Source organism: Cytobacillus sp. OWB-43, from assembly GCF_034651445.1.
Lineage (GTDB): Bacteria > Bacillota > Bacilli > Bacillales > Cytobacillaceae > Cytobacillus > Cytobacillus kochii.
In genome coordinates this window covers 13358-33115 of sequence record NZ_JAYEFF010000005.1, presented here as the reverse complement: position 1 = coordinate 33115, position 19758 = coordinate 13358, and the positions used below count along the sequence as shown (strand labels likewise).

20 protein-coding genes are annotated in these 19758 nt (G+C 35.4%); 3 read left to right on the top strand and 17 right to left on the bottom strand.

Features of this window, described 5'->3' with window-relative positions:
- Positions 1–25 precede the first annotated feature (25 nt).
- A complete protein-coding gene (locus U9M49_RS16870; protein ID WP_095371037.1) occupies positions 26–1048 on the bottom strand; it encodes an AbrB family transcriptional regulator in 1023 nt (340 codons plus the stop codon).
- A 199-nt stretch (positions 1049–1247) separates the two neighbouring features.
- Here U9M49_RS16870 and U9M49_RS16865 point away from each other — a divergent pair, with 199 nt between their 5' ends.
- Positions 1248–2111 carry a LysR family transcriptional regulator gene (locus U9M49_RS16865; RefSeq protein ID WP_095371038.1) on the top strand — a complete coding sequence of 288 codons (864 nt, stop codon included), beginning with the start codon at positions 1248–1250 and terminating at the stop codon, positions 2109–2111.
- 227 nt (positions 2112–2338) lie between these two features.
- Here U9M49_RS16865 and U9M49_RS16860 read toward each other — a convergent pair whose 3' ends face one another.
- The 8 genes from U9M49_RS16860 to U9M49_RS16825 all read right to left on the bottom strand — a co-directional run bounded on the left by U9M49_RS16860 (position 2339) and on the right by U9M49_RS16825 (position 9403).
- Positions 2339–2827, bottom strand: a complete 489-nt coding sequence (locus U9M49_RS16860; RefSeq protein WP_322910237.1) for a GNAT family N-acetyltransferase — start codon at positions 2825–2827, stop codon at positions 2339–2341.
- 190 nt (positions 2828–3017) lie between these two features.
- Positions 3018–3578, bottom strand: a complete 561-nt coding sequence (locus tag U9M49_RS16855) for a dihydrofolate reductase family protein (RefSeq protein WP_095371047.1) — start codon at positions 3576–3578, stop codon at positions 3018–3020.
- 165 nt (positions 3579–3743) lie between these two features.
- Positions 3744–4427, bottom strand: coding sequence for an ABC transporter permease (locus U9M49_RS16850; RefSeq protein WP_095371048.1), 684 nt, complete (start codon positions 4425–4427; stop codon positions 3744–3746).
- Complete coding sequence (locus tag U9M49_RS16845; RefSeq protein ID WP_095371049.1) at positions 4420–5343, bottom strand: ABC transporter ATP-binding protein; 924 nt, start codon at positions 5341–5343, stop codon at positions 4420–4422. The genes U9M49_RS16850 and U9M49_RS16845 overlap by 8 nt, the downstream gene beginning before the upstream one ends.
- Positions 5344–5479: 136 nt before the next feature.
- A complete protein-coding gene (locus U9M49_RS16840) occupies positions 5480–6415 on the bottom strand; it encodes a sensor histidine kinase (RefSeq protein WP_322910236.1) in 936 nt (311 codons plus the stop codon).
- 3 nt (positions 6416–6418) lie between these two features.
- Positions 6419–7114: a response regulator transcription factor gene (locus U9M49_RS16835; RefSeq protein ID WP_307315804.1), complete on the bottom strand. Its 696-nt coding sequence runs from the start codon at positions 7112–7114 to the stop codon at positions 6419–6421.
- Positions 7115–7349: 235 nt separating this feature from the next.
- The gene (locus U9M49_RS16830; RefSeq protein ID WP_322910327.1) at positions 7350–8192 is read right to left on the bottom strand and encodes an aldo/keto reductase; all 843 of its coding nucleotides are present in this window, start codon (positions 8190–8192) and stop codon (positions 7350–7352) included.
- On the bottom strand, positions 8192–9403 hold the full coding sequence (locus tag U9M49_RS16825; RefSeq protein ID WP_322910235.1) for an MFS transporter: 1212 nt from the start codon (positions 9401–9403) through the stop codon (positions 8192–8194). The genes U9M49_RS16830 and U9M49_RS16825 overlap by 1 nt, the downstream gene beginning before the upstream one ends.
- Before the next feature lie 201 nt (positions 9404–9604).
- Between U9M49_RS16825 and U9M49_RS16820 the strand changes: the two genes are divergently transcribed.
- Positions 9605–9967 carry a winged helix-turn-helix transcriptional regulator gene (locus U9M49_RS16820; protein ID WP_095371054.1) on the top strand — a complete coding sequence of 121 codons (363 nt, stop codon included), beginning with the start codon at positions 9605–9607 and terminating at the stop codon, positions 9965–9967.
- A 122-nt stretch (positions 9968–10089) separates the two neighbouring features.
- Here U9M49_RS16820 and U9M49_RS16815 read toward each other — a convergent pair whose 3' ends face one another.
- The 3 genes from U9M49_RS16815 to U9M49_RS16805 all read right to left on the bottom strand — a co-directional run bounded on the left by U9M49_RS16815 (position 10090) and on the right by U9M49_RS16805 (position 12880).
- On the bottom strand, positions 10090–10542 hold the full coding sequence (locus U9M49_RS16815; RefSeq protein ID WP_307315870.1) for a helix-turn-helix domain-containing protein: 453 nt from the start codon (positions 10540–10542) through the stop codon (positions 10090–10092).
- A 508-nt stretch (positions 10543–11050) separates the two neighbouring features.
- Positions 11051–11416, bottom strand: coding sequence for a hypothetical protein (locus tag U9M49_RS16810; protein WP_307315807.1), 366 nt, complete (start codon positions 11414–11416; stop codon positions 11051–11053).
- A 36-nt stretch (positions 11417–11452) separates the two neighbouring features.
- Positions 11453–12880 (bottom strand): PLP-dependent aminotransferase family protein, encoded by a 1428-nt coding sequence (locus U9M49_RS16805; protein ID WP_322910234.1) that lies wholly within the window; start codon positions 12878–12880, stop codon positions 11453–11455.
- Positions 12881–12980: 100 nt separating this feature from the next.
- On the opposite strand from U9M49_RS16805, the gene U9M49_RS16800 reads away from it, so the two are divergent.
- The gene (locus tag U9M49_RS16800) at positions 12981–13580 is read left to right on the top strand and encodes a LysE/ArgO family amino acid transporter (protein WP_095371058.1); all 600 of its coding nucleotides are present in this window, start codon (positions 12981–12983) and stop codon (positions 13578–13580) included.
- 100 nt (positions 13581–13680) lie between these two features.
- Here the strand turns inward: U9M49_RS16800 and U9M49_RS16795 are convergent, their stop codons facing one another.
- From U9M49_RS16795 to U9M49_RS16775, 5 genes are all read right to left on the bottom strand, one after another.
- Complete coding sequence (locus U9M49_RS16795) at positions 13681–14334, bottom strand: uridine kinase family protein (protein WP_095371059.1); 654 nt, start codon at positions 14332–14334, stop codon at positions 13681–13683.
- 86 nt (positions 14335–14420) lie between these two features.
- Positions 14421–14897, bottom strand: coding sequence for an SRPBCC family protein (locus tag U9M49_RS16790; protein ID WP_095371060.1), 477 nt, complete (start codon positions 14895–14897; stop codon positions 14421–14423).
- 711 nt (positions 14898–15608) lie between these two features.
- Positions 15609–16925 (bottom strand): DUF4179 domain-containing protein, encoded by a 1317-nt coding sequence (locus tag U9M49_RS16785; protein WP_322910233.1) that lies wholly within the window; start codon positions 16923–16925, stop codon positions 15609–15611.
- Positions 16918–17430, bottom strand: coding sequence for a sigma-70 family RNA polymerase sigma factor (locus U9M49_RS16780; protein ID WP_322910326.1), 513 nt, complete (start codon positions 17428–17430; stop codon positions 16918–16920). The genes U9M49_RS16785 and U9M49_RS16780 overlap by 8 nt, the downstream gene beginning before the upstream one ends.
- Positions 17431–18365: 935 nt before the next feature.
- The gene (locus U9M49_RS16775) at positions 18366–19733 is read right to left on the bottom strand and encodes a hypothetical protein (protein ID WP_322910232.1); all 1368 of its coding nucleotides are present in this window, start codon (positions 19731–19733) and stop codon (positions 18366–18368) included.
- Between the last annotated feature and the right edge of the window lie 25 nt (positions 19734–19758).

Sequence of the window (19758 nt, the reverse complement as noted above, 5' to 3'; positions counted from 1 at the left end):
TAAACATATCCATAAAAATTTTTTATCACTTGAATATCTTCCACTTTAATACAGGTAGAATAACTATATAAATGAATAGCATGCGGAATAATTGAAAAATCGTTACCTGTGTAGCATCTGCTTGTAATGCGGTAGCGATGAGCCCCATTTGATCCATTCCACCTGGAGCTGTGCTTAAATAGCTGGTGGCAAAATCCATATCAAATAATAAAACCATTCCCTCTGCAATTATAAAGGTGATGATTAACAGTAATATTGCACTACTAATCCCTCCTATTAATACGCGAACGGGTAATCGTAAAGATTTCGGATGTAACAGTAATCCAATGTACGCACCGATACAAAGCTGTGCTATATGCAACAGGTGACTATCCATTGGGGCTAAATCTACTTTAAATAGACTTAATAGCAAACCCATAAGGACAGGCGTTAAAAAATGTGGCACCGGCAATCTTAATTTTTTCCCAATTGGCAAAAACAGAAGTCCCAATAGGATTAGACCGATATTATGCAGAACATTGTTTGAACTTTGTATGACTGATTCCGGCGCCTCTCCAGTTAGGGAAACAATAATCGGAATAAGCCCAACAACAAACAGAACACGAATGACATGAAAAAACGTTACTATAGCTACGTTAATATTCTCTTGTTCCTCTGCAAAAATAACTAATTGAGATAACCCACCGGGAATACTAGCTGTTATCGCTGTCGCAAATGGTATTTTTGCCCATATTTTCAAAAGATAGGCTAATCCAAAGCAACATACACTTAAAGAAATATTGAGCATGAGCATAAAAAGTAAAGTGTCTTTCATCGAGACTAATATATTAAGAGTAAAAAGCTGACCAATTGCCGTCCCTACTATAAGTAGCCCAATATTTCGCATCATAACGGGCCACTTCATAGGTATTTTCCATATCAGTTGTGTGAGCAATACGCCAAATAACGAGCCTAGCATCCACGGCATAGGAAAGGAGAGTAATTGAAAAATGCCTACACCAACTATCGCTACAATCACCACTGTGGCAATAGGAAGAATTGCGCGCATTAAATCCCCTCCAAAGATTAAACACTACTACCTCCAGTAATTACGCCTACTAAATCAAAAACAACAGCCGTAAAAAAACTCTCCAGATTCAAATTTATTTTTCCTTTTACAGAATATATGATATATTCCAATGAATAAAATAAATAAATTTCAGCGACACCGATAAAAAATTTTTATATCAATGCGGAAGGAAATTGCTATGAACCTTAATGATTGCCACCTATTAATTGATTTGTACAAGACAAAGAATATTACACACACTGCTAATAATTTGTATACATCGCAGCCTGCTCTCACCTATCGTATTAAACAGCTCGAAAAAAAATATGAAATTGAGTTGATTGTACGAGGGTCAAAAGGAATTGACTTTACAGAAGAGGGGCGGATTCTTTATGAACATGCAGAACAAACCTTACATAACGAAAGATTACTCGTAGATCAACTAGCTAATCTAGCTGAAGAAATAAAGGGCACGATCTCAATCGGTGCTTCTGGTTTGTTCGCGCTACACCACCTCCCCAGAATATTGAATGCCTTTAAAGAGCTTTACCCTAATATAAATATACAACTGAAAACGGGATGGAGCAGCGAAATGAAAGAAGCACTCAATGCGGAAGAAATCCATTTAGCCATTATCCGCGGTAATTACTCCCTAAATGCAAAGAAATGTACACTATGTAATGAAGAATTATTTATCGTATCAAAAAATCCGTTTCAAAAAGAAGATATCCCTCACCTACCATTTATCACTTATAAAACAGATCCACCCTTAAGTCTCATAATTGATAAATGGTGGCGTACCAATTTTCAAAAGCCTGTACATCCAAGTATCGAAACTGATCAAGCCGCTACATGCAAAGAGATGGTAAAGTATAACGTTGGTATCGCCGTACTACCCGGTATCAGTATCGAAGGTGAAGAAGACTTATACACCATCTCATTAAATGACTTTGGAGAAGACATTTATTACCGAGAAACCAGTCTCTTCTATAACCCATTCGTCGAAAACTTACGTCATGTTAAATTATTTATAGATTTTTTAAAGAGTCATTATAATGTGTAAATTGCTGAGGAGGGGGCCAATCGTTAGCGTTTGGCTCGTCTTTAAAGCGTCTGATAAATACTATTAAAATCTTTTTTTGACCACTAAAAACGGATTTATTTTGGCCTGAATTCACATTTTTTAACGTCCGATAAAAATTCAGGGTAGTAGTCGCCTTCCTAAAGAAAAATGCTATCGTCTGCTGTATCGTTTGATCTTTCGTTTTCAAACTGTCTGTACCTTAACATTTATACTTTAAATGTTTGAATCAAGCATAGCTCATCGTCAATCATATCTTGCTTTTCTTCGTATGGAATATTGAAATTTTTATATATTTTTCTCCAGAAAGATACTGCAGTTCTATTTTCAATCAGTTCAATGACGTAATACTTTCCTTGTTTCTTATGAAATATCTCTTTAATAGCCCGCGTACTATTTCCTTTCCCTCTGTATTTATTAAGCAAGAAAATATCATTCACTGCAAAATCATACTCTTTCCTTAGAAACGGACGCTCTAATAAGAGGATAAACCCTATAATACGCTCGTCTATCAAGATGAAATATGGGGATAGCCCATCTACTTCCCAAAACTGATCAACCCCCTCGTATTCAAAGATACCGTCTGGCCCAATATCCAGTGTTGATGTGTATCTTGAAAGGTCATGAAGGTACAGGGAGTATAGGTTTTTTAAGATATTCTTTTCTGATTTTAATACTTCTCTAAGCGCCACAGGCATTATATAAGCTCCTCCTTTTTAATCTATCTAACATCTCCATTAACATTAATTATATAAAGGTTATTTCATTTATATAAAAATGTAAGAGCCTTGCTACATCTTATTGTAGTAAGCTCTATTAAGTTGTTTTGCTTGGTATTCTTTTAATGGTGTTTGTAATGAACAATACGTGGTTACACAAAAAACTACTTTACTTGTATATGATTCTGTATTTAGGCAATAAAACCCCATTATTATATTTTTTAAGGTCAATTAGTTCTAGTTGGATTTGTTTTTTGCTCGAACCAAAAAGTGAAATACCTTCTCCTATCATGACGGGATTCACTTTAAGTATAAGAGTGTCAATTAATTCATGGTAAAGAAGTGAATGAGCCAGTTCACCACCGCCACAAAGCCAAATTCTCTCATTCGTTGTCTTTTTTAAATGTTTGACAAACTCAATTGTATTTTCTTTTACAAACTTCACTTCCTCATTTGACTCCATCTCCATTTTACTCGAGAAAACATAGTGCTTAAGGTCGGGATTGGCAAACTTTGCAAGAGGCCATGGTTCACCTGGCTTTACTCCATCTTTTAATCCGACTTCGTATGTCTTCCCGCCCATTAAAGCAATACCGTATCCTTTTATATCAGCTAAAAAATCCGGACCATGGTCACCTTCATAAAGAAAAATGCTGTCATCTGCTATATCGTTTGGATCTGCAATATATCCGTCTGCCGTAATTGCCACATGATAAATCAATTCTGCCATTCCTTTGTCCTCCTTTTTTATACAAGCTATATCGTACTCTTTTATGCATATGCAAAATTAGGGCTACGTTTACCTTCATAAGAATTGATTTTTAGTTTCTTAAGAAATGAATCCATGGTACTTAAAACCTGTATCTCCCATCCCCTCTCTAATATCAACTTAGTACTAAACATCCCCCACTCTATCAACCATCTTAATTGAAAGAAAAATGCTAACCGCTCCCAAAAGACATAGACCTGCGTTCACAAGATCAGAATTGAGATTTATATTAAGAAGAGAAGAAAAGTTTTGAAATTGCATAAGGAACATGGCACAAATGACAGTTGGAATCGTTGCTCTTTTCCAAATCCCAAAGAAAAAGAGGGGAATTAAACTAATTAGTGTAATGAAAAAAGAATGAATGATCATCTTACTAGCATATGAAGTAATATCTACAACGGTTGGTTGCCCATTAATGATATGGAACAGATGATCAAGAAGATACGTGACGATACCTGACAACAGAAAGGATACGAGTGTACAGAGAAAAACTGCGAGTGAGATAAAAAGCACTTTTGCGATAATTAACTTTTTCCGACTAATTGGATAGCCGAATGAAAGAGAGAACGTTTTGTTCTTATACTCATCTATAACCACCTGATTAATAAGAGAAGCTCCAAATAGCACCCAGCCCATCTGTATGGCCAAAATCAATTGAATAATTGTCGCATAACTTCGCCCGAAGTCAGCGCTTACCATTTTAATAAAGAAAATCGGCATAAACATAAGAATACCCGCATAAATAATGATCTCACCCATCACCATTTTTTGCTTTAGTTTCCTCCACTCCAGCTCCATTAATTTAAACATGCTGTTCACCTCCATGGATAATTTGATAGAAATAATCTTCCAGTGTACTCGTATGTTTTTGTATCTCTTCTATATCAATCTGATGAAGAATTAATGCCTTTGAGATCTCACTTGGGGACAAGGTTAAATCATATATGCGAATTCTATTGTCTTCTATAATCTTCATATTAGTAATACGAAGTTCGTACTCTAGCAAATACACTGATTTTTCTACATTCGATGTCACAATCTCAATATATTCCGTTTGCTGCTTCCTAATATCAGCCAAAGTGACTTCATTCACTAATTGACCATCCCTAATCACACCTATTCTATCAACAACCTGTTCCATTTCCCCTAAAATATGACTAGAAAGGAGAAAAGTCATGCCATATTCTTTATTTAACATGCGAATTAAATCTCTCATATCTTTTATACCAATGGGATCAAGACCATTGGTAGGTTCATCGAGAACAATCAGTTCCGGCTTTGTTATGATGGCTCTGCCAATCCCCAATCTCTGCTTCATCCCAAGGGAAAAATCCTTCACTTTTTTCCCTTCAATTCCTTTTAAATGAACCATATCTAAAGCTTGCGTAATGGCTTTTTGATCATAAAACCCTAAATATTCACAGTGAAGCTGTAGATTCTCTCTCGCTGTTAAATGCTCATAAAAGAGCGGATATTCAATAATACTACCCACACGCTTCAACCCAGACTTCTTATTTTCTGTAAGCCTTTCACCAAATAACGCAATCTCTCCTGAAGAAGGATGAATTAATCCCGTGAGCATTTTCATGATCGTCGTTTTCCCAGCCCCATTTTGTCCGAGAAATCCGTATATTTCTCCTTTTTTAATATGAAGATTTACATTAGTTACAAGCACCTTACCTTTGACCTTTTTCGTTAAGCCATTGGTTTGCACGACGTAATCCATTGTCTTAACCTCCTTTATGATTGTTACTTCTAGCTTAAGCAAAGAAAGTATCTTTTTTCTTTCTCATTTCTTACATATTTCTTAAGTTTGAATAAAAAAAGAGCCGTTCCAACAGAACACCCCTTTTCGCGAAGTCTTAATATGTCATTTGTTTAAACCTACAAGTAAAAGTCGTCTTCTCAAATGGTTGGCTACTCACGTGCAGCGTACCATTCATTGCTTCTGTTAATCGTTTCGAAATACTTAAACCCAATCCACTGCCTTGAAATTGAGGGTTTCTAGCATCATCTAATGTATATAGTCGTTCAAACACCCGGTCCTGGTGTACCTCTGCAATCCCTTTCCCCTTATCCCAAACCTCTACGGCAATGGTTTCCCCATCTCCTCGAAGGGTGAGACCTAATACGCCCCCATCATTTCCATATCGAATCGCATTCGAGATAAGATTACTTAGCACCCGGTTAATTGCCTCTTCATTACCAAGAATATAAAAATTCCGCTCTGGAATGTCTATCTCTACCTGAAATCCTTTTGATACAAGCAAATCATAAAACTCTAATACATTCTTTCTACAAATCTCATTAAGTGAAACCTTACTCAACGGCATGAGGTAATCATCGGATTCTAGTTTAACAAGATCAAAGGATTGATTAAGTAAAGAAACGAGACTCATTACTTTTTCGTGCAAGCGTAAAATGACGATTTCTTTTTCGTCCTTAGCCATCGTTTTATCCAGCTTTATTTTTTCTACATAACCTAAAATAACTGTTAGTGGTGTTTTCAAATCATGTGACATATTGGCTATCATTTTCCTTAAACTATCTTTTGTTTTGGCGTAATCGGCAAATACTTTTTGATTGTTATCAAGCATTCGGTTGATTTGAATAAGTAAAAGTTGAATGGCCTCTTGATCTGTTTGGAGTAACACTTTTTCAGCTGTCTGTTGTTCGATAATATTTGTTAACTTATCACTGATTTCATTTATATGTTGCTTTGTTTTTTTAAGAGAATAATATTGCCATCCATTCATTACAATTAAAATGGCCATGATAACAATTAAAGTAACCATCATAGACTATTCACCTAATTTATATCCGATTCCCCAAATGGTTCGAATATACTTTGGATGAGACGGATTCTCTTCTATTTTTTCTCGTAACCTTCTTATATGAACATTGATTACATTTTCATTGCCGTAATAATCATCTTCCCAAATAAAATGGTATATTTGTTCCTTTGTAAACACTCGATTTTGATTGGTCATAAACAGCTTTAAAATATGGAATTCCTTAGAAGTAAGCTGCACAACCTTATCTTTCATTTGTACAGAAAAGGTATGTAAATCGAGGGATAATTCCTTAAAATGAATGTTATGAGATATAGCTGGAGTCCCCGCAGGACGATATTGCGTTGCCCTACGAATAGCCGCATGGACCCTCGCCGTTAGTTCGATCATTGAAATCGGTTTGCTTATATAATCATCGGCACCAAAGCCTAATCCTAACGCCTTGTCTAAGTCACTATCCTTCGCTGAAATAATCAACACAGGCATTAAACTCTCTTCTCTGATGCGTTTTAAAACATCCATACCACTTAACTGCGGAAGCATTAAATCCAACAAGATTAAGTCAAAGTCCTCCTTATGGAAAAGGGATAAAGCTTCCTCCCCATCAAATGCGGTAAATACCTCGAAACTCTCCTGTCTCAAAATATCTGTTATTAATTCACTAATCTCCCTGTCGTCTTCCACAAGAAGAATACGCTTTTGCATACTTCCACATCCAATCCTTTGTACTAACCATGCAATGAATCAATCACCTTTAACTCTCCCTTTATTTCTATAAAGGGGGCATAATTCCTTCTAAAATATATAACTGATGGTATAAAAAAAGACTGATGATTTTCATTCGTTAGTCTCATTTGAAATAAAAGCTGATTGCCTCTCTCATTCAGGACACATGAAAAAGTGTAGGGAAAGTATGCATCCCTACACTACAAGTTCTTTATTAAAAATCAAAATTGTCTGGGTCTGGCCCTACACGAAGATTCTGATTTAATCCATCAATGATTTGCATCTCTTCTATCGTTAATTCAAAATCAAACACATTTGCATTTTCTACAATTCGATGCTCTTTTGTTGATTTTGGAATGGTGACAATCCCGTTCTGTAAATCCCAACGCAAAATAATTTGCGCAACAGACTTATGATGCTTGTTTGCGATCTCCTGTAACACTTTATTATCTAGTAATTGTCCTTGCATTAATGGTGACCATGCTTCCAGCTGAATCCCATTGTCTTGACAAAATACTTGTAACTCTTTTTGCGATATCCTTGGATGGCATTCTACTTGATTGACCATCGGTTTAATTTCAGCATCCTTCATTAGTTCTTCCAGATGATGAGTTTGAAAGTTACTCACTCCAATGGCTTTTACACGACCTTCTTTATAAAGCGTTTCTAAAGCTCTCCAAGCATCCTTATATTTCCCTTCAACCGGCCAATGGATCAAATATAAATCTAAATACGCTAAACCAAGCTTCTCTAAGCTTGCTTCATAAGCAGCGATTGTTGATTCATACCCTAAATCAGCATTCCAAACTTTAGAAGTGACAAATAGCTCTTCTCTAGAAATCCCTGCATCTCTTATACCTTTTCGGATACCTTCACCTACACCTACTTCATTCTCATAAATTGCTGCGGTATCCACGCTGCGGTATCCATGGTTAATCGCTGACTTTACTGCGTTTACTAATTCAGAACCTTCTTCCACTTTAAAAACACCTAATCCAAACCAAGGCATCTTTACACCGTTATGCAAAGTAGTTGTATCTTGTAAATGTTTGACCATCATCTTTCAACCTCCAAAGTGATATTATTTTCTTGATCTTTTCGTTCCAAAGCTCTGCTAAACCCCGTTAAAACGGCTGCCACTAAAACCATAAGCGCTCCAATCCAAGATGTATGAATCAGTCCAATCGAGTCCGTAATCATACCACCTAAGTAAGAGCCAATGGCGATACCAGCATTAAATGCTGCAATATTGATGGCAGATGCGACATCCACTGCACTCGGAACAAAGCGCTCTGCCAACATCACCACATAGACTTGTAAACCCGGCACATTCATAAATGCTAATAATCCCATTAGAAAAATCGTTATCAATCCAGCCACTTTAAAAGGTGCTGTAAACATCAAAATAAATAACACAACCGCCTGTACAATAAACATATAGAACAATGCGCGGATAGGATTTTGATTCGATAACTTCCCGCCAACCATATTCCCAATTGCAATCGCTATGCCATAAACCAATAAAATGATTGCTACAGTTCCTTCTTCAAATCCAGTGATATCTTGAAGCAATGGCGATAAGAAGGTAAACACGACGAATGTTCCACCATAACCTAGTGCTGTAATGATAAATAAGAGCAATAACCGGCCATTTTTCACAAGTTTCAGTTGATCACGAAAGGATGTTTTGACCCCTTTTCGTAAATGTGATGGAACGAGAATACTATTAGCAATTAAAGCAATAACACCAATAATGACAATCGTCATAAACGCTGCTCTCCACCCTAATTGTTGACCGATAAAGGTGCCAAATGGAACACCTGTAACAGTAGCGACCGTCAGACCCGTAAACATAATGGAAATCGCACTCGCTCTTCGATTTTCAGGAACTAAATCAGCAGCGATTGTCGACCCGATTGACATGAAGACCCCATGGGAAAATGCTGAGATCACACGTGCAACGAGTAATAACCCTATAGTCGTTGAAAAGGCAGCAAGCGTATTCCCGATTATAAAAACAATCATAATCCAAAGTAATAAAGTCTTGCGGGACATTCGCGATGTCAAAGATGTCAAAACAGGGGCACCAAATGTTACCCCTAAGGCATATAAAGAAACCGTTAACCCTGCAGTAGTTACCGGAATACTTAAATCATTTGCAATAAGGGGTAATAAACCAACACTGATAAATTCAGTCGTCCCGATTGCAAAGGCACTTACTGCCAAAGTAAGCAAGGCCATTGTGCTTTGCTTTCTGCTTAGATTCATATATTCTTCACCTTTTTTCTTTTATATAAATGGAAAATTTCCTTTTCGAACATAATAATTTTAAAGGAAAGTATAGTTTCAATCCGCCGGCAAATGTTATTATGATACATATAGAATACAAAGAGAAGTACGCACTTTAAAGTAATATAGATACAAAAAAGTAATATAGGTACTTTTTAGTTCCTAAGGAGGGAAACAAGAATGGAGAAGAAGAAATACAATATTTCTGTTGAAGCAACTTTAGAAGTCATCGGAGGAAAGTGGAAATGTGTAATCCTTTGTCATCTCACACATGGCAAAAAGCGAACAAGCGAATTAAAGCGTCTCATGCCTAACATCACACAAAAGATGCTTACCCAACAGCTACGCGAGCTTGAAGAGGATGGTGTCATCAATCGTATCGTGTACAATCAAGTTCCACCAAAAGTAGAATACGAACTCAGCGAATACGGACAAAGCTTAGAAGGGATCTTAACTTCATTATGTGCCTGGGGAGAGAACCATTTGACCAAGCTATATGGGGATAAATTCTCGGTATTAGAAGAAAGTATATTGAACGAATAGGATAAGTAATAAATTGGCTGAAAACAGGACATTTTTATAGAGGTAATAGCTAAACTCCAAACATAGCAGGGAAGCTTCAATGGCATACCCTCTGAAGCTTCTCCCTCTCTTAATAAATTTGCTTACTCCGTTTTATATTTTTTTGCCAACGTTTCACTCCCAATCGCTCCAATGATTGAAGCAGTGAATGGAAGAAACGCATAAAGAATCGAACCTTGGAAAAACGTTATATTCAAGTCAAAAAATTTATTACCCACAGCGATAAGAATTTTGAAAACAACTAAAAATAAGCCAACAAGCAGAAGAAGATCAAAAAACAACTTTAACTTTGGATACGCTAATTGCTTTCCATCTTCAATAATGCTCTCCTTCAAATGATCATCTCCTTTTAATAATTCATCAATGGTAATATCAAAAATTTCACTTAGTTGAATGAGAGATTCAATGCTGGGATATCCTTCTCCACGTTCCCATTTTGATACTGATTGTCTACTAATTTTAAGTAATTCACCGAGCTGTTGTTGAGACATTTCATGTTTTAAACGTTGTTCTTTTAATTTTTGGGGGAAATCCATTTTCTTCATCTCCTAACAACTCCAGTATATTTGCATCTCTAACTAAACGTAAAGAACCGTGTCGTTGCAACGATGTAAACGAATAGTTGCGGGATAAAATGAGTAGTTATTTTACCATGTTATATTATATCAGCTATCACTTTACCTACATTTCCCATTGTCATTTATACTTATTATGCTGTTTTCTATTTGAAGATACCCGTGGGGAAATTTCCAGTATAAGAAAACGGCCATTCCCCTATACCACTAAAGTAAAAAAGGAAGTGACCGTTTCTATCATAGCTTTATATAAGTTTATCTTTACAAACATCTCACACCTGATATTTACCAATAGAGCAGATGATAAAGCACCATAATCACAGCAATAATTAAAATGACTAAAACCACTTGATTAACTTTAATATCAATTAACACTTTATTTCATTCGGATAATTTACTTAAGTAAGATTTTTAAAGTATTAGTTAATCTGAAGTGTATTATAAATAACTTAAGAAAAGTTGAAAGTCACTACTTTTTAAGACGGTTCTCCAATGATTCAATCGCCAGTTGAAGCGCAATTAATCGTCGCTCATTTACTGTTTTTTGAGGACTACCATCTTTTGCTTTTGCTATCTGTTTTTCAATAGGTGGAATAGTACTTTGCAAAATATCTTTAGATGTTAGAATAACTTCTTCTTCATATGAGAAGTCTTCACCGTTCCAAATATTCCTTAAGCTATCTAAACCGACTTTTATAGCATCTCGTCTCTTTCTTACTAGAGTAGTATTAGACCCCTTTTCAGTCATGCTTTTATAAGCATTTGAAAGTTTACTAAATGTAGACTCTAAGGATTTTACGGATAACTCTTGTATTTCTTGGTTAATTGACTTCATGTAGACTTCTCATCACTTTCTATTATTTAGTAGTATTCATTCATGATTACAGAGTAATAATAAAGCATGCAGACCTTCTTTTATTTCTGCTAGTGAAGCATACGCATACGACAGTCTTATATGATGAAAATCACCTGAATGATAGATATAACCTGGGTTGATTAAAATATTTTGATTGAGAAGGTTTAGAAATAGTGCTTTGTTTACGATAGGTTTATTAAACCTTAACCAAATATAAAAGCCACCTTCTGACTTATTCCACGTAGCAATCTTTCTAAATTGGTTTTCTAGTATATTTTCAATAAATGCCGCTCTGTTCTTTAGTTGTTCACGAAGATTTTTTAAGTGATTTTCATATAAACCAGTTGAAATCCAATGTGCGACGATCTCTTGAGAAAGAGCACTTGAACCATAATCCGTTTGCATTTTTATATCCGCTAGCCGTTCAACCACAGGTGAAGGTGCTACAATCCATCCAATACGTAACCCAGGACTTAATGTTTTCGATACACTACCAAGATAAAGTACTTGTCCTGACTTGTCTAAAGACTTTAAGGTAGGTAAAGTATGATCAAATAGTAATTCATGATAAACATCGTCTTCAATAATAGGAATCTGTAACTCTTTGCATATATTGTATAGATTTTTCTTTTCCTCCAACAACCAATTAACTCCAGTAGGATTATTTAATGTCGGAACACAATAAAATATAGATTGTTTTTTCCTCTTAAAAACTTTTAAGTTCTCAGCTAATTTCGGATGATTACGCATTACCGTATGCATACGCATTCCAGCAGATTGAAAAGGATGAATAGAACTTAAATAAGATGGTTCTTCATGGAAAATCACAGAGCCTTCTTCTAATAATCCAATGGCAATTAGTTGAAGCGCCTGAAGTGCTCCAGAAACAATTAGAATGTTCTCTGGTTCCGATTGAATACCTCTTATTTTCAGATAGTCACATAATACTCTTCTAAGTCTTTCATTTCCTTTTGGTGATGAATAACCGATAGATTTTGCATCAAGGGTGATTTCTTTTAAGGACTGTTCAAGTTGTTTTGTTGGGAGTAGTTCCGGTGATAATTCACCTGTTCCAAGGCGAATGATATGATTATATTGCTCGTATTCATTGATAAGTTGAATGGTATGGTCATTTGCTCTATGGATACTTGAATCAATATGCTTTTTCCAATTCGGTTGAGTTTTATTTAAAAGTACATTCCAAGAAATATTAGTTACAAATACACCTGATCCTAATTTTGATTGAAGTAAACCATCTGCCTTCAGTTCATCAAGAGCAAGTTGAACTGTACTTCTATTGACATTAAATTGTATCGCTAGTTGACGCTGTGTGGGGATTTTTGTTCCAACCGCCCAATCTCCACTTTCTATACGAAATTTCATCCAATCTACAATTTGTTCGTGAAAAGTTAAATGAGAATCACTACTCGGTTTCCATTTCAAGATAATCCCCCTTAAATTGGGTGGATAAAAAACCATCCAATTGGTTGTTTTCTTTCAGTTTTATCATAGTACGATAGTAATTGAAAGAGAGTTGATTTGAATGGAACCCATTCTGCATGGATTAATTTTGGCATTCGGACTTATTTTACCTTTAGGGGTACAGAATGTCTTTGTATTTTCTCAAGGAGCAACCCAACTTAGATTGGCTCAGGCACTTCCAGCCACGATAACAGCTGCAATCTCTGATACACTTTTAATCTTATTATCTGTATTTGGTTTATCAATGATTGTCCTTCAATTTGAATGGTTACGAGTAATTTTAATGATTACCGGTATCTTATTTTTATTGTATATGGGATCTGTCATTTGGAAATCCGAAACGACAAAAAAAACGAATAAGGCTTTACCTATTCGTCAACAAATTATCTTTGCTTTATCTGTTTCTTTTTTAAACCCTCACGCCATCTTAGATATAGTCGGTGTTATTGGGGTAAGTGCAATAAAATATGCTGGAAAAGAACAATTTCTTTTTACTATTACTTGTATTACAGTATCTTGGATTTGGTTCTTTGGGCTAATGATTGCAGGAGCATTTGTGAAAAAGTTAGATGGCAAAAGAAATGTATTGCAATTATTTAATAAATTCTCTGCTATCTTTATCTGGGGTACAGCCATTTATATTTTTCTTGATTTAATGTAATATCCTTGGAATTATCATTTCATATGTAAAATGCGAAAGCCTTCTGTCAAGATGCAAGGGAGAAGGCTTAAAAGGTAAGATTTCTTTTTTTAAAAGTAGTTTATTCTTTCACTTCAAATGTATTTTTCTCTATACATATCGCTGCTGCAGACGTATTTATAATGATATCAAAATCCTGGCTGTATGGATGCATAAACACTTCGTACTGTATCCTTCGTTCTTCATGGGATTGCCTTAAATAATTGAGATCTGCTCCCCTTTCAACGATGTCCCGATTCGACCTCCTTAATAATTCAGTTTCACCATCTGTATAGAAATAAATTTTTAAGTCAAATAAATCAGGATGAATAAATGCTACACTCATTCCCTCAACAATCGTTACTTTATTCCTCGAGGAAATTAATTCGCTTTTCATATAATGTGTATGCATTGTGTATAAATCTAAACCATCTCTAATCATCTGAACATCTCTTTCTAAAGATAACAAATGATGCGCTGATGGGTGGCAAGCTGTCATTTTATAACGATGATTTTCGTTTTGATATGTATAGTCAATCATTGCATGGTTTCGTATATTCGAGCTAACAATATACGGGTCTGTATTTATATAATTCACTCCATCTTGATTTAATACGTTTATAAGCTTATTGGCAAACGTTGTTTTTCCAGCAGCACCATGTCCGGAAATACCAATAATAAGCTTTTTATCCGTTATTGTAATCCAATTTAGGATGTCTTGTATTAACTTATCCATCAATCTCCCCCCGTCACTAGATTTGCTTTTTTCAACTTACTTTTTAAGATGTCTATACTTCTAATGATGAGTGCTATATTCTCCACTTAATTCGAATCAAATGCTTCCCGATAAAACTCCCTTAACTCCGCTCCGTTATCCGGCCATTCGGGCAGCTGTTCGTTAGCCAACATAACCAATGCATCAAGACAGCGATGCCATCCTGCTGCTGTTGCCGCTGCCCAAGACCGGTCATCAAACGTATGCTGAAAATTCATTCGGCACCCGTCATCGGTATTTTGCAACTCGATTCTTAGCATATCAGCGCCTTCATGAAAGGCAAAGACGACAGGTGGTTGGTATTCAGTAATTATGCCTTCGTACTTCGTCCCCTCTCCATCATCAAAAGCTATTTTGCCACCTTCAATAAGATCCATCTCTCCAGTTGCAAACGGATACCACCTGGTAAAGTAATCAGGATCTGTTACGTAGCGGAAAACACTCTCTGGTTTATGGGTAAACAAACGTTCAAATTGCAAAACATAACGACCATTCACTTCATATAACTTTCCGAATTTAGTCATCTTATTCTCCTTTACATTTTTATTCATTATTAAGATTAACAAAAAGCTTCATCTTAAACTATGCCCGTTTGCGAAATAAAATTTCCGATAAAAAACCTCCTCTTGACCATCATATCCAAAGGGTATAAACATCGCAATTTATGCTGATTTGGAGTAAGTTTGATCAAAATTAAATATAACGAATATGCTTCAAACGGTTCTTGTACGAAACCAACAAAATAGTTTATTAACCGGCATCTAGCTGTTTTCTAGGTGTAAAAGTATAACTATCTCACACTTTTAACTAAAATAAATATAACCCTTAGTTAATAATTACTAACATAAATGTGTTGTCTAAATTGATAAAAATCCCTACCTACTCATGGTCGGGATTTTCATCATCTGGTCTTCACTTTTTGTTATCTAATTCATTTATGAACCGTAGGAACAGCTGCCAAAAGAATAGTTAGAAATTAATGTGGATTCTTTAGGATCAAAGTTAGAAAAGACCCGGAAAATTTTACGGAGCTTTTTCTAAACATAAGTACATATTACCTTAATGAAAAACGATAAAAATCAATTCTATTAGATTCAGTCGGGATTATTATTAAGAGGTCTTTAACCCTTTGGTAATTCCCCAAAAGTAATGCAAATGCGCATACAGACAGTGGTTTTTTATGAAAAATTCACCTTCTATTTAACGGAGTACCTGATGACATTTGCATTGGGCTATTACTTTATTTTCACATTAGCCTCTGCACTGATAGAGGCTGGATAATCAAGCAATTCAAGTTTAACAGGTCCTAAGTCAGTTGCCTCAGATGGGAAAGGAACGGAATACAATACATAGTCGTCGACATAAGAATAGGAGATACCATATGGTTCATCCTTACTTATTACATTTCCATCTGCATCTATTGCATGCGTAAAAATTGCTGATTTGAATTGATTCGGATTCGTATCTAATTTAATGGACATCTCGCCTTGCTCTATCTCTACATCTGTTAATTTTCCGTCTTTCGGTGCCTTAAGTATTTTCTTTTTTATCGGGTCTACTTCAACATTGAGCTCTTCCTTATCAAGCGCACGAATTGAATTGAAACGCAAATATAATTCTTTAGGATTAGTAAAGTAGTTGCTCTGCAAATAAATGATTGTTTCGTTCTCATTGATTTGTGTAGTCTCTATTACACTTGTATTCCATGTTTCTCCTTTTTCATCTATTAGATGCAAGTCATTAATACCAAATATCTTTTTACTATTTTGCGAATGATAATATACATGTACAGCTGTTTGAGAAGGATACATTGTTACGTCCTTGATTGTAAATTGCTGTCCTTCAATTTCTAATGTTTTATCCACATTATACACTTTCTTTCCAACAATTTTACCTTTATCTAAAGTAAAGGGAATTTCCCAAACCCCGTCTAAAAGTTTCTTATCTTTAGAAAACTGAGTTGAAAGAATTAGTTCATTTGGCAGATTATCCCCTTCTTTTAAAGGAACCCTGATTTCCAGCAAAGAATCCGGATTATCATTCCGATATTCACCAACTATATGATAAGGCAATACCTCTCCTTTTTCATTAAGCAATTGAAAGCTTCCTAGAGTAATAACTACGTCTTCTTCATCTGATTGATATTCATAAAAAATGATCAGTGATTTTTCATCATGAATAATTGAATTCAAAGTAAACTCTATACCTTTGTTATTCACACTTGAATCCACTTTTTGTATGTAATTATTTTCAACAGCTGCAAGTAGTCCTTTGTCATATCGGACAAAATCAACAATTTTCCCCATACCAGGTACATTTGACATGTAATATGCAACGGGTTCGGATACATTAACAGATGTAATAAACGTAAGTCCTAAAATACATGCAGCAGTGAATGTCTTAATGGGCAGCTGCACTCTCTTTTTCTTTTTCTCTGCTTTTGCTTGCTGTATTCCCCTTAGAATTGCCTGGTCAGAGCGATCGTCAGAAATGGATAGATCCTTCATTATTTTTTTTGATTCAGCCAACTCACTTTCTTCTCTTTCAAACATTTAGCCCACCCCCCTTATTTAATTGAACCTGAAGTGCTTTTAGGCCTTTGTATAGCCAGGTTTTAATGGTGCTCTCCGACCTTTCGAGAATTTCGGCAATATCTTTTATCTTTAAATCGTTATAATACTTTAAAATAATGACTTCTCGAAAACGTGCATCTATTTTTAGTAATGCTTCCTCTATTTCTAACGTCTGGTTGTCATTCTTCGTTACTATTAGATTATCAATATACTTAGGATCTGCGATTCTTTTTCTTTTACGAATTTGATCATGGCAGTAATTAAGCATAATCCGGATAACCCATGTTGAGAAGTATTCTGCATGTTTCAATTTATTCAATGAAAGATAAGCCCTAAAAGTTACTTCCTGCAATGCTTCTAAGGCCTCCTCCTCATTATGTAAGTAACCCAAGGCTATTTTTAATAGTCTACTTTTATGGATTTGGATTAATTCGTAGAAAGCATCATCATCTCCCTTTCTTGCTCTATTGACTAGGTTTTTCACTTCCAAGCGCGCTTCCCCCTTTTCTCTTTCTAGTTATTAGACATAACAAAGAAACAAAAAGTCTTAAGTTTTTACTTTCTGCAGAATTTTTTGGTATTTGATAATCGAATACTCTAAAGGAGTACCCGTTGCAAAAGTCCTTTTAAAAAAAACAAGTAATTCAGTAAATTTAGTTTATACTTATAAAAATTGTATAGATTTTTTGAATGCTTCTTCTCCTTGATATTGTAAATGTATAATCCAACAATGATAAGTTTTTTCTATTTCTATTTTAAATTTTAGAGAACTTAACCATAAAAAACTGCACCTCATTTGTTAGATCATGTCTAACAAATGGGGTGCATATCAGAATTTTTAAAACGGTATCACTTTTATTTAAATTCTATACGATTACTTGTAGCCTTGGAGTAAAGTTTGATCAAAAGTACCTCCCAAAGCCACATTTTGGGCAAAAGATCGTCACTCTAACCATAATCCTACTTTTCCACTAATAGATTTATATTTTTATGATTAAGTGCGAGTCTCCCCTTGTGATAGATTTTGCGGAAAATTGTTAGCCTTTATGGTAGATAATATATAGATTCCTTCAAAAGATTTAAAACATAAACGACAAATAGGGTTCTTTTCAAAAATTTCAATACTCTTGCAATTAATCTTTAAATCTTGGACATACTAATACTAGTACTCTAAAAACAGACAGTTGTCCAAATTCAAAAAGAATTCACCCATCAACTGTTTGGACTAATTGCTTAGGATTGGGCATCACTAGAAATCTTTCGCTTATATTTTCTTCAAGAATTTGCACCCGAACCCTACAAGCAAAACCACCACTTCCAATTTAAAAACAACCTTTTCAAAATATAGAACAGACCGTTAGAACTATTAGTAAATATTACTTTCCAAAATACACTTAAGTTGTTCAATTACGCTTTTGATTAACTAATTTTTTCTTCCTTAATTTTCACATCATTAACAATAGGTAAATCCTCTTTATTTTTCCCAATTAACAACATATATAAAACGGTACCAATACCAATTCCCCATGCAACTCCTAAAGTGGCGCATAACACACCTATCATTAGCACTAATCCACGCGAAATATTATTTGTAACCATTGACATCGCTATATACGCGCAAGCAAATCCAGTGAGTAGGATGGTTACCGATAGGGCAACTGGAAATAGCGGTGCAATAATACCCATGACTGGTAAAAGTAATCCTAATGGAATCGCTAGTAGATAGAAGTTTGCTACACCAGAGAAAATAGAATCCATTACATGACGACCCTTTTTATAACGTTGGATTAAGAAAACCTGTACCCCCGTCCAAATTGGTCCATGTAGCCACGGCATTGGTCCTGCTGTTAAAATTTGTGCTAAGTTACGGAATGCTAGTACGAAGTGACTTCGATTCATATTAATATCAATTTTTTCATCTTTTCTTGCTTCTTCCGCGTCTTTTAACAATGTTTGAGCAACAAGTAAATCCCCAAACACTAAAATATAAAACATAAACCCAATTGGAATCACAGACACAATCATTTCCCAAGGTGGTAAACCAACTGACCAGATGGATAATGTAGAAAACACTTCACCAATAGGAGGAACAAAAACTCCCCACTGAAGATCAAACGTAACTTCACCTGTAGAGAAACCTACAACACCAGCTAGTGCAAATGCAATTAATAATGCATTTGATCCCGCTATGGCCTTTGCCTTTGTATCTGGTAATCTAGCAAATGGAATAGAGAACATTAATAGAAGTACGATTACCCAAGCTGTCACTAACGTAATCGGCATCGTTGGTAAACGGCCAATCTCACTTTGAAATGCTGCAATCGCTGCCCCCATAATAATCCCCGCTTTTAGGGATGCAGGAATTACATTATTAAACTTTTCTCCTAATCTAGTTATACCAAAGAACAGGAATAATGCGATCACTACAATGGATATTGCGATCATACCATGAATCGCTTCAATACCAGGTGTAAGCGTATTCAAATAAACGATGGTTAAGGGAAGCGCTGGTGTAATTGCACCAGCAGCATATATGTCACCAAATAGTACGGTTTGAGCGATGACCCAAACTAAAAACACTAAACTTACTGTCCATGCAACTTCTAAAGAGATGTTAAAATATTTCATCGCAAGGGGAGTTATCGAACCACATGTTGCTAGTAGTAATAAGCCGCCTTGAAGATGCTGACTTGGTGTTATTTCGAGATGAACTCCTGGAATCCTCATTGTAAAGGGACCCCATTTAAACCCAGGATGAATTTCTCCTTCTTTCCGCTTTATAAGCATAATTATTACCTCCTTTATAACTAAA